Origin of the sequence: Agrobacterium fabrum str. C58 (assembly GCF_000092025.1) — a bacterium.
GTDB lineage: Bacteria > Pseudomonadota > Alphaproteobacteria > Rhizobiales > Rhizobiaceae > Agrobacterium > Agrobacterium fabrum.
The window spans coordinates 921,936-936,436 of the sequence record NC_003063.2; the positions used below are offsets into that span (position 1 = coordinate 921,936).

Here is a 14,501-nt window from a genome sequence, read left to right on the forward strand (position 1 = left end):
CGCTTTCGCGATAGGTATTCCCGTGCCTTTGCCTCTGCGTCATGTCCCGCCCTGCCGCAACCTGAGGCAGAGCCGATGACAGAGATCGCAACGATAGAAAAGCCTGCTCAGCACGGCGCGACAACCCGTCTCATCGATATCGTCTTTCCCGGAGATACCAACCATCACGGCACTCTCTTCGGGGGGACCGGCCTTGCCCTTATGGATCGGGTCGCCTTCATTGCGGCGACCCGCTTCGGACGGACACCCTTCGTGACTGCCTCCTGCGAACGTATCGACTTCAGACAACCCGCGCGCATCGGGCATATCGTCGAATTCACGGCGAGACCCGTGAAGGCTGGACGCCGTTCCCTCACGGTCGAGGTGGAAATGGTGGCGGAAACCATTATCGGCCGCCAGCAACACACCTGTACGCGGGGCATCTTCCATATGGTGGCCATACCGGAAGGTGAGGACGCCGCGAGCTATGTCCTGCCCGAACTCCTCACTGAAGAGACACCTGATCCAAGCGATGCCGTCACCATGGTCGAGATCGTCTTTCCGGATCAGGCAAACAGCGCCGGCCGGATGTTCGGGGGCGAAGCTATTGCCTATATGACCAAAGCCGCTTTTGTTGCAGCGTCGCGCTACTGCGGCAAGCTGGTGGTGCTGGCCTCATCCGAGCGCATCGATTTTGCAAGGGCAATCGAGATCGGCGAAATTGTCGAGGCGCAGGCACACGTCGAACGCGTGGGCCGCAGCTCCATGTCGATCCAGACAAAACTCTGGTCCGAAAATCTTCTGACAGGCGAGAGACACATCACGGCCACCGGACACTTCACCATGGTGGCGGTCGACAAGGACCACCGGCCGGCTACCATTCGCGACCCGGCCGAAGCCTTTTCCCTGGAAAAGGGAGGAGCATAACCATGCTGGACAGGCAACATCTTTCGATCCTGCGTGAAGTCGATCGCATGGGCAGCCTCACGGCCGCGGCGGAGCGGCTGAATGTATCCCAGTCGGCTCTCAGCCACACCATCCGCAAGCTGGAAGATCGGTACGGCGTGGCGATGTGGGAAAAGGATGGCCGCAACCTTCGTCTCACCGACGCAGGCCGCTACATCCTGACGCTGGCACAGCGCGTTCTGCCCCAGATCGAGAGGGCTGAGAATGTTCTGTCGGATTATCGCCACGGGCAGCGAGGCTCGCTCAAGATCGGCATGGAGTGCCATCCGTGCCACCAGTGGCTAATGAGTGTCACAAAACCCTACCTCATGGAATGGCCGGATGTGGGCTTGGAATTGACGACCTCGTTCGCTTTCGGCGGCGTGGCGGCACTGGCTGGATATGAAATCGATATCCTGATCACACCGGATCCGATTGAGATGGCCGGGGTCCACTATTTGCCGGTGTTCGACTACGAACTGGTGCTCGCGGTGCCAGTCGATCATCCGCTGGCGTTGAAACGCCATGCCGAACCTGCGGATCTGCTGGATGAGACGCTATTCACCTATCCGGTACCGCCGGAGCGGCTGGATGTGTTCTCGCAATTCCTGGTACCTGCCAATTGCCGCCCGCGTCATCACCGCAATATCGAAACGACGGAAATGATGCTCCAGCTCGTGGCGGCAGGCCGCGGGGTTAGCGCCATTCCCGATTGGCTGGTGCGACGGGAAGCGGCAGCACTCGGTGTCCGCGCCGTCCGCATCGGTCAGAGCGGTATCCAGAAAAGCATCCATCTCGGTTTAAGAGATGGTGACGATACTGTCGATTTCATCGCCGGGTTTCTCGAGACGTCGCGTCAAATATTAGCCTGACGCGCCGATTTTCGATCAGTTCGCCAGCCCTGGCAGGAGGAAGCGTCTATATGCATGTTTGGAACTCATCGCCGGCATGGCTGGCAGATGACGCCGCAAGTGAGGTAAAAGCAGAAGCGCGAGCTTTCTGTCTACGGATCATCAATGAATTCTACGGGATCGGTTACACGCCGGCCTGGCACTCCGATCTGGACTCACTGTTGAAAGCAGCTCCCGAAAACTGGTTTTCGAACGGGGAGCGAGGAGGTTTTCTTCTCGTCCGGGACGACGGAGGACGCATCGTCGCCGCTGGAGGTCTCTACGCTCTTGAGAAAAAGCCATCAACGAGAGAGCGCTTTCGAGATCGCTACCGCGACGCGGACGGGGTGTGTCAGATCGCCCGGGTCTATCTGGAGCCAGGCGCTCGGCGGAAAGGAATGGGGTCGTCGGTCGTGGCAGCTCTTGAGACTAGAGCACGCGAACTGGGCTACATCACGTCTTATCTTCATGCCGATGCAGAAACACCTGACACCCTTCGCTTCTGGAGAAGCCAGGGATACAGCGAGTTCGGCCGGTTCTCCTATCCGTCACCAAGAGGAACGGATAGCAGCGTGGACTTCGAAAAGTCTCTCCAAGAGGATGCTGAATGAACGACAAGGATGTCCTTGTGTTTCAATCGAAGACTTTTCGCCTCGGGCCGCAAAACACCCACCGCTTCACGAGGGACGAAATGCCCCTGTGATCCGTCGAAGCACGGCATTCGCGTGGTCGCCGGTGACCGTGGAAATCATCACGACATCCAGTTTCGGAAGTTCGGGGAGCGAGCGGCTCCTGACTTGTCGCACGCTGGCGGGAGCAGCACTTTGTGCCAGAAGCCCGACACCAATTCCGGCTTCGACTGCAGCTCCCACCGCCGTTGCCCCGGTGCCGACGAACACCTCGCGCCAGGCGATATCAGCGCTCTCCAGCGCCCGAAGGGCCATGGCTCGCAAATTGCAAGGTTCCGGCTGAAGCACAAGAGGCACGGGAACGTCTGAACGCAGATCGAAATCCGCACTGCCGTACCAACCAAAGCTTTCCTGAAACAACGGCTCTCCATCCCGGCGGATATCATCGTGCCGCAACACGACGATCGCATCGAGTTCTCCGGCATCATAGAGTTCAAGCAGCGTTCTGGTGCCGGCGGTGCGAAGATGAAGCGTAACGCTCGTCACGCGCTCGCTGACCACTCGAAGTATCCGCGGCAGGTCGGCACCAATCAGATGATGCGTGACACCGATCGCCAGCCGCGTCGGCTCCTGACCAAAGACATCAAGCGCACGGCGGCCGGCAGCGACATAGGCGCGCGCGGGTTCCAAAAAGCGTTCGCCTGCTGCCGTCAAACGCACGCGGCGCGGAGTCCGTTCGACCAGGCGATGTCCCAGCATGTCCTCAAGCCGGCGCAAACGGAGGGATATTGCCGCCTGCGATGTATTCATCACGCCTGCAACCTGCGTGAACGACTGCAGTTCGGCAACGAGAAGAAAAGCCTCGACGGCCTCGGGATCCAATGAGCGCATGGCACTCATAACAAACTGTTATCGCTGAAACTTGCAAGCCCCTAATTCTATCGATCCTTCAAGACGGCTATTGCACGAAAATCTTGATAGGAGTTTTTCGTGTCGTCACAGATTTCTTCATCGTCGCCTGGCCCTGCCCCCGCCGCCGACCCTCACATATGGGCAGTGCTTGCCGTGGCGGTCGGAACGCAGACCGCAGGCTCGTTCGTATCGCAGGGAATTTACATTCTCGTGCCCTTCTGGCGGGAAGCATTCGGCGTGTCGCTCGCATCCGCGTCACTTGCCGTCACCGTCATGAACGGTGTCCAGATCGCAACGATGTTCACGCTCGGCCGTGCCATCGACATTCACGGCGAGCGCCGTATCGTCGGCATTGCCATGCTCGGTATGGCGATCGCCATGGCCTGCGCGGCAACATTCGCAAACAGTCTGCCCGCGCTGCTTGTTTGCATCGCATTTCTGGGCGGCACCTATGCAGCTGTCCAACCGGGCGGCACACGAGCAATCATGCGCTGGTTCCCGCCCGCCAAACGTGGAATAGCCACAGGGTTTCGGCAGGCCGCGGTTCCCTTCGGAACGATGATCGCAGCGGCCCTCCTGCCGTTCATGGCAGTTCGTTACGGGTGGCATGCGGCTGCATGGCTGTGCGCCGGTGTTTCCATCGTCGGCGCAGCACTTTTCTGGGGGCTATACCGCGAGGCAGGCGACGTTGCGGCCAAAACAGAGCGTCCGCTCCCCTTGGCAAAACTCGCCCGCATCGTCGGGCAGGATCGCAGCTTCTGGCCCGTTTTGCGACTTGGTATTGCCATGTCGGCGTTTCAATTCACCCTGACCGCACACGTCATCGGCTTCATGGCGGACGGCCTGGGGCTTGGTCTTTTTGTCGCCTCCTCGATGTTTGCCGCAGCACAGCTCGCGGGCATTCCCGGCCGCATTCTCCTGCCCTGGCTCAGCGATCGCTTCCGGCCGGGTCTTCGCGGCCAATCGTTTGGGCAGGTATCCATCATTGCTGCCAGCGCCGCAGCACTGCTCGCGCTTCTTCCCATCGGCACGCCATCACCGGTTATCCTGCTCGTGCTTATCATATTGGGGATATTCGGGATCGGCTGGTTTCCGCTTTACCTTCTGCAGATCGCCGAGAGCGCGCCGAAAGGCTCGATAGCATCGACAATCGCCTTCGCATCCACGATCTGTCTGGCTGTCATGGCTATTGGGCCCTACCTGTTCGGGCTTCTGGTCGATAGTTTTGGTTATGGGGCAGCCTGGTCAGCACTTATCGTGCCGGTAGTTGCGACCGCGATACCGCTCGCCATCTCGTCCCCACGCCTGCCGAAAGCTCAAACCGGTTCGCCGTGAGATAGGATCTTGAAATCCAGGCGCCGAGGAACGCGACCGTATTCAGGCCAGCGTCCGCAGCATTCCCTCTATCACAGGTGGCGTCGGTCTTGTTACTGCCGGGCCGATCATGGGACCTTAGCTAATTTCGACGCTAGTGGCACTAAAGGAGTTTCGGCTGAATGGCGGAGAGGGTGTCCGCCAAACCTCTGTGTCATGTCGTCTCATATCGTCTCCGATAGCCTTTATATCAAAGGTATTTAGATTGGCGCCCTTATTGGCTTGTCGCATCTCGTCTCATACAATGCGAGCCTCTTGTTAGGGTAAATGTTGGGGTGCCATGGCTATCATCATGAACAAGCTTTCTGCGAGGGCGGTAGAAACAATCAGCAAGCCAGGCCGCCATGGAGACGGCGGTGGCCTTTACTTGGTGGTAGACAAGAGCGGAGCGAAGAGATGGGTGTTCCTCTACCGTCGCAGCGACCGACTCCGGGAAATGGGTTTGGGCGGAGTACATTCCGTCACGCTAGCAAAGGCCCGCGAACTGGCCCAAGATGCGCGAACGAAGTTACAAGCCGGCGTCGATCCAATCCAAGCAAAGCACACCGCACCGCCACTCGTTCCAACGTTCGGCGATGAGGCAGACGATTTTATCGCAGCCATGAAGCCTCAGTTCAGAAATGCGAAACACGTCGCGCAGTGGGAAATGACGTTGCGCGAGTATGCCGCACCCCTCCGTCAGAAGCTGATCACTGAGGTGACGACTGCAGATGTCCTCGGGGTATTGAAGCCGATTTGGCTCACGAAATCGGAGACAGCATCACGCGTTCGAGGTAGAATAGAACGCGTGCTTGACGCAGCAAAGGCGAAGGGGCTCCGGACTGGCGAGAACCCGGCCCTATGGCGCGGTCATCTCGACAAACTACTGCCCAAGCGCAGGAAGCTGGCGCGCGGGCATCACAAAGCGATGCCCTATGCCGACGTCGCAGCGTTCATTATCGAGTTGCGTAAACGTGAGGCCGTCGCGGCTACCGCGTTGGAGTTCACGATCCTGACCGCTGCCCGATCCGGTGAAACACTGGGCGCGAAATGGCATGAAATTGATTGGAAAGACAAAATCTGGACGGTGCCGGCCGAACGGATGAAGGCGGCTCGGGAGCATCGTGTTCCCTTGTCTTCTCGCACTATTACGATCCTTAAAAAACTTGCGGAATTCGGCTCCGACGAAAACTCATTCGTTTTTCCAGGGCAGAAACCTGGGAAGCCGTTGTCTGTGATGGCAATGGACATGGTATTGCGCCGAATGGAAGTGGACGTGACTGTGCACGGCTTTCGCTCATCTTTCCGAGATTGGTGTGGCGAAGTATCAAACTTCCCGCGCGACGTGGCGGAGGCTGCACTGGCTCATGTCGTCGGCGACAAAACGGAACGCGCTTACCGCAGAGGCGATGCTCTTGAGAAGCGTCGGAAGCTTATGGCTGCCTGGGAAAAATTTTGCATTGCGGAAATTAAGAAGAACCCGAATTCGTAGCATGAAGCTTCCGCTACACAATCTCCAGACCTCGGATCGAAACCGTTTTGGACGTATGCCTCATTATCCTGAGTAGAGATGGCACACCCAAGAACGGCAAGTCAGCCTTAATTTTGCCCGAAGTGCATTTGGCGCTTAGCACAATCTGGCTTTGAAAAAAGCGCGTTTTGATTTATCTCTCCGTTCACCGCTGGGGACATACTTTGGATGATAAAATTGCAGAACGAGGCCTTGGACGTTTTCGAGGATTGCCGCGCGGCGTTGGACGAAATTGGCGGCCGCCTGCGACCACAGAACAGCCCCGAGTTTTTTAAAGTCGTTAGCGTTATCGACAAGGCCAAGGCTAGATTAAATGCAACTATGAGCAAATTAAGCTTGGCGTCACCCAGCGCTGTAAGGAGGATTTCCGACAGTGTTGAGCAACTCACGACACATACTGAATTTGAATTCTTGAACAAAATTGATATTCACGGCATTAATATAATTTCTCGAATAAATGATGTTGTAGTCGGGCTTAGGACAATTTCTGAACGTATTGAATACGATATTTTTATTTCTGAACATGGCAATCAAATTAATTCCAATCTTATTGGCGCCACAGAAAATGATGAATCCATTCGAAATAATATTCACAACATTCGAAAATATATTTCTGAAGCGATGGATATATCGCGGATGCCAATAACGGATCTCCTAAGCCTAGGGGTACTAGAGGATTTAGTATTTCAATTGCGGCGAACCTTCGATCTCGCAAATCAACTAGCCGCAGCTATTCCCAAAGCACAGCGAAGCGCGATAGCGCGCCTGTTCACCGCGTTAGAAACAATTGGAGACGATTTTAGCTCGGTGTTAGATCACAAACCGAATCTACGCATCCAGAACGCGATCCGAAAAGCGATGGATGTCGCGGGGGAAATGTTCGAGCAGATTTCAGACACTCCTGCTAAAAGTGGACTTTCAAGTGTTCCATCGCAACAAGCGGTAGCACCCTTTCAATTCGCTATTTCGGGCGATCGGCTAACGCTCCAACCACAAATTGCTCACCCAAAAGACCAATCCGAGCTCCTTGCTATGGCAGCATTGCGAGCTCTGATCCTTCAAGCCGAAGACATCACCGAAGACTTGGAAAACTCAAACCATCCACGCTTATTTCGCGCTTTCGGCCGACTTCGTGAAGGGCTTAGGGCTGGCTCTAACATCGTGGAAATCGGTATGCTCTGCGCCTCGTTTGAGGGACAGGTTGGCGCCGCGCTTGATGAGTTGTCCGATAGCCTATCAGCTCTACTGGTCGGCTTTGGTAAAGGCGTGATGGACTACGCATCTCAATTCAAGGAGTGGCAGGATTTTTCTGACAATGCGGCCGAAGCGAGTTTTGCGTCTAAAGACGCCGAGAATTACGCAAAGATCGCCAGGGTACTCGCAACCGAACTTGAGCGTCGACACGAGGTCGACTCACGGGTTCCAGAAGCCTTACGCCAAGTTGCTGATTGGAACTCTACGACAGATTCTCCGCGGTCACGTTTAAGCCTGGGTAGGACAGTTTTGAACATAATCACAGTTTGTTTCAATGACTTCGTTAGAGCGCCCGCACAGACTGTCCTGAAAGTCACCGGTACGGCGGTAACGGTTATCGTGCTTCACCAAGCGGCATTGTACGCCGCGGAGATATCGAAAACTCCCGAAGGTGCGTGGCTTCGGCCCGCAGTCAGAGTTATTGAAAATAACATTGGAAAGCTAGAAAAGTTCTAATCGAGTTTGGAGCGCGGTGAGTGGCCTTTTGCGTCAAGACGCGAATTAGCTTCCCGCAAGCCCGTTTTACCTATCCTTTGCCGCCCGCGCTTTACGCGCAACACGACGCCGCCCAAAGTATCTGAAGAAGCTAGTATGAATCTTTGAGCTGACCACCGTCCCTTTAAGCCCTGTTCGCTTGTGGCAAAGCCCACTCGATATTCTGTTTGAAGAGCTTCACTAGCTCGTCTCGGATTTCTAGATATTCCGGGCTGTCTTTGCTTAGAGATTCTGGTTTAAGCTCCCGACAGATCGCAACAACAGCGTGGTTCGGATGTTTCCCGCCGCTCTCGTCAGTTCTACAATCGTCGAAAACATGCAGCGCTTGTATGGCGGGCAAAGTGGTGACCCTTATTTCCCGGACTCTGCCCGTTTCAGCGCTAAATAAATCGTAGAGCGTGGCGTCAGAAGGGCCTGTTTCAGAGAGCGTCTTTGTGATATCTCCCAATTCGCTCTCAGTATTACTGAATCGACGCCACACGGAAAGGGAACCTGCCAGTAAGTCGTTATTTTTAACGAACGATGGCCGCACCTTGCCTGAGTTGTTGTAGTGCATTGTTTTCCCATACGCCGCACGACAAATTTTTTCGTCGTTCTGGACGGGACCAGGTGACGCCTCATCTTGCTGGATTTTTTCGTTAGGACAAAGAGAGGTGCACGTCATTTATTCGATGGCTTACCGCGTTATAAGCTCAAGCACGCCTTCGCTCATAATCTTACTGGTTATATGAGCGGTTTCAGAGATACGAATTTTCCACGCGGGAACGGTTGGATGCGATGAAAGAAACCCACCCACTTCCCCTCGACCAAGAAACGTGAGACTGAATGATGAAGTAGAGTCTTCGTTCATCCATCTCAAAATAACGCTCCCGTCGTCTGGGTCAACTTCTGTCTCAGGTTCAATCACTTCCGCAGGTAATAAGGTTGTCACTGTCAATACGTCACGTAAGACAGAGTCCGGTGGAGGAACGGAGTTCTCACCTGCCCAACCTGGCGTCAGGCGCCCAAGCTCGCGGATAATCTCTTCGCCCACACCGGCGTAAGGCGCCGTTTTCTGCTTATTGGTGTCCAAAACGTGGTTAGAGATTGCGGCATTATCATTGACGTTGTCCAACGCGTGTTTGAAAACGTCCGGCCACACTAAGGGAGCGAAGGTGCGGCGGTGTTTGCGAATAACACTAGGACGGTGAAAAGGCTCGCGTCTGATAGTCGACGAAATAATTGCTTCGGAATCAAGATCGTATTCGTCGTCCAAACTAAAGAAATCGATTACCTCAAGAGGCGCGTCCGCTTCGAACGCCAAACCCCTTCCCGCCAGCATGCCTTCCACAGCATTAGGGAATCTCTTTTCTGTACTATTATAGTTTGCCATTGCTCTCTCCCAGACCTATGCGTTCGCTCATGTCACCTACGATCAATTCGCTGAGCAGCAACTTGTTTGATCTATGCAAAGCTTCCATTATTGATCCAAGAGCTTGGAAATCGTCGTCGAGAATATCTGCTAAAGCTAGATCTACGCCCGTATTTCTCGTTTGCACGTGTGTGATTTCGACACGGGCCTCGTCGCTTTGCCAAGAAACATCGACATCAAACGCGTGTAACGTGCGGACGTCCTTATTTTCTTCAATCATCCAACTGAAATAGGTATTCCAAGGGCCTATTGCATCAAGGACCGACTGTGGCAGCTTGTCGCTACTCTTTAGCAAATTAGTGATGGAATAGCTCTTTGCATCTGATAGAAAGGCGTCCTTCACCATTAAGTTTACTGCGCTAACCATTAGCTTTTCTTGCGCAGAGGCGAGGATTCGAATTGCATTTTGGAAATGCTCTCGGGCAATTCCCCAAGTCCGATCCCACCGAGAATAAATATAACACTCGATCTCAATTTGCGATGAGCCGATTTGCATCGACCACATTGGGGTCGCATCCGGTCTAAGAAAAGCAAACATTATCCCGGGAGCCTTGGTGGCGCGACCGTTCACATCTACGTCAATGTCGATAATGCGTTTCGCAGGCATTTCGTCTTGCCATAACGAATGCTGGCGCTCTATTTCAAATATGGCTTTCGGAGTGATTGGGCGCGTCAAAAGGAGAGCAAATTTCACGCTTTCAATAGCATGATCATCGTTTAGAGGCCTAAACACCCACTGTCCCTTCTTTCAAGGTATGCGTCGCGAATCATCAGCCGATTGTGCGGCTGATCTTGGTCGTACGATGAGAAACACCAAAATGGCACTCATTTCAATCCTAAGAAATAGTAAAGCATGCGCTTTTAGCCAAAGTCAGCTTTAGCCTTTAATAAACCGTGAAAAACGAGGACTCCTAGCAACAAAATTATGCCGAAAAACGACTAAGTTAAGGGCCACCGATTTAGGGATGTCTGAAACACAGCTGGTCGTTTGTTTGAAGGGAATAGTAATAGGATTTACCCGGATTACGATGCGCCTACATCGCGCATTGGATCATCCATCGCGACCGATAGTTCGTTTTCGAACGAAATAATCCGTCGTGCACAGTTGTCGAATGATTTGCGGTAGTCTCGCATTTTATCAATGGTCACCGCTTTAGCTCTTCGCCCCTCGTAGTCGATGGGCAGCTCTGGGATGCGCGTGATATCTTTCCAGCCAAATGTCCCAAACTTGGGGCTTAGCCAAACATGCATATGAGCCAAAGTGTTTCGCCGTTTAGAAGCTTTGCTGGCGGTATCGCGCAGCCGCGCCCATTCTGCTTCGAGGTTTTCCCAAAGCGAGCCCGGGAAACAAGTCGTAGCCAGTCGGACCGCTACATCGACCATTCCCAGCCTGTCCCTGAATGAGATAACGCTGTGAAACGATGCCCGAGCGTAATGTGGTTGTCTAGCTTCCAATACTAGAGCGTAAACGCCGCTGAGTGCATGCTCGATGCTTCCCCAAGCGGCCATGGCACGTCCAAACTCAGCCATGAATTCCGGCTCATCTACGGCATACTCGGGACCGACGGGCTTCTGCCAGTCTTCAGAATGGGATTTTTTCATCAACTCGCCTTGTTGAGAGATAGAGAGTCTGCAAGACGCGGGGGTCAACGGCAGTCGTAGCTCTGATATTGGGAAACGGCACTTTCAAAATCGGATTGTGCGTTCCGGAGACGGCGAAATTCGGATGAGCAGTCATCCGCACCTTGGCTATTTTCAACGCACCCCACGTAACGGCGCAGATACCCGGAAATCTCCGACGTTGCGCTGTTGTACGCATCGGCAGCATCCGAACATTCGTTTGCCGAAGCCGGCCCGGCGAAGCACGCCAGCATCGCAATTGTCGCCTTAAATGATTTCATGTCGAACTACTCCGCTTAAATGGGACATCGTTTGCTCGTTCGAGAGGCAACGATCCTTCAAATCTGTTTTAGCTTACCAGCCGCCAGGCCGAGACATTGCGCTACGATGGCCGCAGAGGCTGCCGTCGGCCGCTCGGTCGTAATAGGAGTAGCAGTTCCCTGGATAGCTTCTTGTTGGGTAGCCGCCCCCGCAATTGTTATTTGCGCAAACAGCGACGGCCGTGCCGACGAGCGCGACAGCAACCAAAGCCGCGGCCGCCGCATCCTGATTTCTCACCATTTCTGGGCATTGATAGAACTGTACGCCCCGCCGGCTGAGTTCCTTCGCGAGATCTTGCTGGAATGCTGGATCTTGGCTCTGCAAGTACGTACGGCAGAGAGTCGGTTTATCGATCGACTTCGGGTTAGCATTGAATGCTTCGCGCGAAGTGGTGCATGCGCTTAAAGCACACGAAATGAATAGGGCGCCAAGCACCCGTAAATAAACAATCCTCAAGAAAGCCCCCAATATAGTCCCCGCTAATACAAAACACGCAGAGAGATTGGAGTCGAGTCTACTCAACTAGAATTTTTATTAGCGAGGCAAGAAGCAAGCGTTGCAGCAATTAATTCGCCGAGCTCAAGTCCTTCGATCCGCGAAGGTGTGGAAATCACACCCGCGTGAGTATAGGTGGATAAACCTCCGAATTTCGTGGTAAAAATTTTAAGAAAATTGGATCAACCTATGTACTCGGCACTGGGGATCCAAAAATGAATGAGCTTTGGTTCGGGGATAATCTTACCATTCTGAGAGAAGAAATCGCATCTGACAGTGTTGATCTGATTTACCTAGATCCACCTTTTAACAGCAATGCGAACTACAACGTCCTGTTTCGTACACCCTCTGATGAAGCCGCGAGCGCGCAGGTAGAAGCGTTCCGCGATACATGGACTTGGGGGAACGAAGCTCAGTGGGCTCTTGACGAAATAATTCTATCCGGCGGTCCCCGTAGCCAATATTATTCACGCACTGCATTCTGCACTCGGCGAGAGCGACATGATGGCTTATCTGGTTATGATGTCCCAACGGCTATTTGAGCTGAGAAGGGTCCTACGATCGACAGGCAGCCTCTATCTCCATTGCGACCCAACCGCTAGCCATTACCTAAAGATCGTGCTCGATGCACTTTTTGGTCCGCGCAATTTTCGCAGCGAAATTGTGTGGAAACGCACTAGCGCCCACTCGAACACCAAGGTTGGATATGGTGACGTAACAGACACCATTCTTTTCTATTCAGCGGGCCAGACACCAGTTTGGAACAAACTCTTCCAGCCGTTGGATGAGCGCCATGTGGCTGCAAAATACACTTATCTTGAAGAAGACGGTCGCCGATATTCCACAAGAGATCTGCGGAACCCAAGCCGGCGGCCCAACTTGCATTACGAATACAAAGGATATCAACCGCACCCAAACGGCTGGTCAATATCGCGGGAATTGATGGAAAAGTATGACGCGGAGAACCGTTTGTACTTTCCCAAAAATATGGATGGTCGCATCCGGTTGAAGCTTTACCTAGACGATCAAAAAGGGCAGCCGCTACAGAACCTTTGGACAGACATTCCACCGCTTAATTCGCAGGCGCGGGAGCGATTGGGTTACCCAACTCAGAAACCTGTCGCATTGCTTAAGCGTATACTTGCTGCCTCTTCCAAAGAAAATGATGTCGTTCTGGATCCATTTTGTGGTTGCGGGACAACTGTCGCCGCGGCGCAGGAGACCGGAAGAAGGTGGATCGGAATAGATGTCGCTTATCACGCCATCCGTGTGATTGAGGGGCGGCTAAGCTCAATGCCTGGGGTTATTGATTATTCTCTCGGAGGCATTCCGAGAGATTTTGAAAGCGCCGCGCGGCTAGCCGCAAAAGACAAATATCAGTTTCAGTGGTGGGCGAACTATCTCGTCGGAGTCCAAACGATGAAAGAAATTAAACGTGGACCCGACAGAGGCATAGATGGGCAAATGTATTTCATGAACGGTCCAAGGGGATGGGGAAGAGTTCTAACATCGGTCAAAGGCGGCCAACATGTGGGCAGCAAAGATGTTCGGGAATTCAAAGCGGTCATCGATCGTGAGAGAGCCGAGATGGGCTTGTTCCTTTGCCTGAATGAACCAACACGTGATATGGCCACGGAGGCGGCAGCGTTCGGCTTCGTCCAAACAGCACACGGTCACCTCCCCCGATTGCAGATTGTGTCGATATCCGAGTGGTTTCGGGGGAAGCGCCCACTGTTGCCCTCACTTGGTCATATCTCGCGCGAATTCTTTGAGCCGGAAAAACGCGCCAAGCAGAAGAAGGGAAAAGCCCCAGACCCTAACGCACCCGAATTCACTTTCACTTTTCAGGGGGCAAAATCCGAAAGTACGGTCGTTCATTTCAACCCGGTGGCTGTAAAAGCTTAAGCCATCAGCCTTTCATATCTGATATCGGGTGCGCGTTGATGAATTTTCTTTCGACGCTTTACCTTCAAACACTGTACTTTCTCTTTGGCGCATCCGGGAATATGACGTCGCGGGCTTGTACCCGAGGTAGCCGCCCAAGGTGGTTTGGGTATATTCGGACGCGACAGACCCGCGTTACGCCCATCCTCAAGGCATCGCCGAACAGCTTCAGGCCGTTGCCCTTCTGGTTGGCTGCGTCGAGCTCGTAAGCCATCACGTTCGACGAGCCGCGCTTGAAACCGCCGATCTGGCCGATCTGGCTTGCGTCTCGGGCCTGAAGACGGCTGTTCTCACCGAGCACGTCGCCGAAGGCCCGGAGCCTGCCGAGTGCCATGCCTGTCTTGTCCGTGAAATCGCGGGCCTTGGTGCGCTGCTTCTGCTCTTCGGCAACAACGACGTTGTTCGCCGATGCAAAATCCTTCGAACGCGTACCGTCCAGCGGTCGCCAAATTCTACGTCTTTGGATTCTAGTAACAAAGATATTTTATTTCAGTTATTTAGACCGTTTTTCCGTAAAAAAAACGGGCAAGCCGCATCACCGGGCAAATATCGCGTTGTGGAAGTCGTCTTCAGTTGGCTCGCCTGCCCTACCTTGGCGGGCCTGCTCAAGTGTTCGCAGCCATGCTTTACGCCCTGCGATTTGTCCTGCTTTCATCGCGTCATCGAACTGCTGCGATGCGCGCTTCGGCGAGCGAAGCCCTGTTGCGCGTGCCTTGCGCTGC

14 protein-coding genes are annotated in these 14,501 nt (G+C 53.9%); 7 read left to right on the top strand and 7 right to left on the bottom strand.

Annotated features, from left to right (window positions below):
* The first annotated feature begins 75 nt into the window (after nt 1–75).
* The 3 genes from ATU_RS17820 to ATU_RS17830 are packed head-to-tail and all read left to right on the top strand — an operon-like array spanning nt 76 to nt 2,425.
* On the top strand, nt 76–906 hold the full coding sequence (locus tag ATU_RS17820; protein WP_010973351.1) for an acyl-CoA thioesterase: 831 nt from the start codon (nt 76–78) through the stop codon (nt 904–906).
* 2 nt (nt 907–908) lie between these two features.
* Complete coding sequence (locus ATU_RS17825) at nt 909–1,796, top strand: LysR family transcriptional regulator (protein ID WP_010973352.1); 888 nt, start codon at nt 909–911, stop codon at nt 1,794–1,796.
* A gap of 50 nt (nt 1,797–1,846) precedes the next feature.
* Nucleotides 1,847–2,425, top strand: coding sequence for a GNAT family N-acetyltransferase (locus ATU_RS17830; RefSeq protein WP_010973353.1), 579 nt, complete (start codon nt 1,847–1,849; stop codon nt 2,423–2,425).
* Between the two features lie 66 nt (nt 2,426–2,491).
* Here the strand turns inward: ATU_RS17830 and ATU_RS17835 are convergent, their stop codons facing one another.
* The gene (locus ATU_RS17835) at nt 2,492–3,343 is read right to left on the bottom strand and encodes a LysR family transcriptional regulator (RefSeq protein ID WP_010973354.1); all 852 of its coding nucleotides are present in this window, start codon (nt 3,341–3,343) and stop codon (nt 2,492–2,494) included.
* Between the two features lie 90 nt (nt 3,344–3,433).
* Here ATU_RS17835 and ATU_RS17840 point away from each other — a divergent pair, with 90 nt between their 5' ends.
* From ATU_RS17840 to ATU_RS17850, 3 genes are all read left to right on the top strand, one after another.
* Nucleotides 3,434–4,690, top strand: coding sequence for an MFS transporter (locus tag ATU_RS17840; protein ID WP_010973355.1), 1,257 nt, complete (start codon nt 3,434–3,436; stop codon nt 4,688–4,690).
* Between the two features lie 319 nt (nt 4,691–5,009).
* On the top strand, nt 5,010–6,200 hold the full coding sequence (locus ATU_RS17845; protein WP_010973356.1) for a tyrosine-type recombinase/integrase: 1,191 nt from the start codon (nt 5,010–5,012) through the stop codon (nt 6,198–6,200).
* A 216-nt stretch (nt 6,201–6,416) separates the two neighbouring features.
* Nucleotides 6,417–7,949 carry a hypothetical protein gene (locus ATU_RS17850; protein WP_164927882.1) on the top strand — a complete coding sequence of 511 codons (1,533 nt, stop codon included), beginning with the start codon at nt 6,417–6,419 and terminating at the stop codon, nt 7,947–7,949.
* Between the two features lie 163 nt (nt 7,950–8,112).
* On the opposite strand, the gene ATU_RS17855 is transcribed toward ATU_RS17850, so the two are convergent.
* The 5 genes from ATU_RS17855 to ATU_RS17875 form a co-directional block, all read right to left on the bottom strand.
* Nucleotides 8,113–8,544 (bottom strand): hypothetical protein, encoded by a 432-nt coding sequence (locus ATU_RS17855; RefSeq protein WP_035256942.1) that lies wholly within the window; start codon nt 8,542–8,544, stop codon nt 8,113–8,115.
* A gap of 120 nt (nt 8,545–8,664) precedes the next feature.
* Nucleotides 8,665–9,360, bottom strand: a complete 696-nt coding sequence (locus ATU_RS17860; protein ID WP_010973359.1) for a hypothetical protein — start codon at nt 9,358–9,360, stop codon at nt 8,665–8,667.
* Nucleotides 9,347–10,132: a TIGR04255 family protein gene (locus tag ATU_RS17865; RefSeq protein WP_010973360.1), complete on the bottom strand. Its 786-nt coding sequence runs from the start codon at nt 10,130–10,132 to the stop codon at nt 9,347–9,349. Before ATU_RS17865 ends, ATU_RS17860 begins: the two co-directional genes overlap by 14 nt.
* 290 nt (nt 10,133–10,422) lie before the next feature.
* Nucleotides 10,423–11,001, bottom strand: coding sequence for a hypothetical protein (locus ATU_RS17870; RefSeq protein WP_010973361.1), 579 nt, complete (start codon nt 10,999–11,001; stop codon nt 10,423–10,425).
* 44 nt (nt 11,002–11,045) lie between these two features.
* Complete coding sequence (locus ATU_RS17875; protein WP_010973362.1) at nt 11,046–11,300, bottom strand: hypothetical protein; 255 nt, start codon at nt 11,298–11,300, stop codon at nt 11,046–11,048.
* 1,036 nt (nt 11,301–12,336) lie between these two features.
* On the opposite strand from ATU_RS17875, the gene ATU_RS17880 reads away from it, so the two are divergent.
* Nucleotides 12,337–13,740, top strand: coding sequence for a site-specific DNA-methyltransferase (locus ATU_RS17880; RefSeq protein WP_035256938.1), 1,404 nt, complete (start codon nt 12,337–12,339; stop codon nt 13,738–13,740).
* A 64-nt stretch (nt 13,741–13,804) separates the two neighbouring features.
* Here ATU_RS17880 and ATU_RS17885 read toward each other — a convergent pair whose 3' ends face one another.
* The gene (locus ATU_RS17885; RefSeq protein ID WP_010973364.1) at nt 13,805–14,113 is read right to left on the bottom strand and encodes a hypothetical protein; all 309 of its coding nucleotides are present in this window, start codon (nt 14,111–14,113) and stop codon (nt 13,805–13,807) included.
* Between the last annotated feature and the right edge of the window lie 388 nt (nt 14,114–14,501).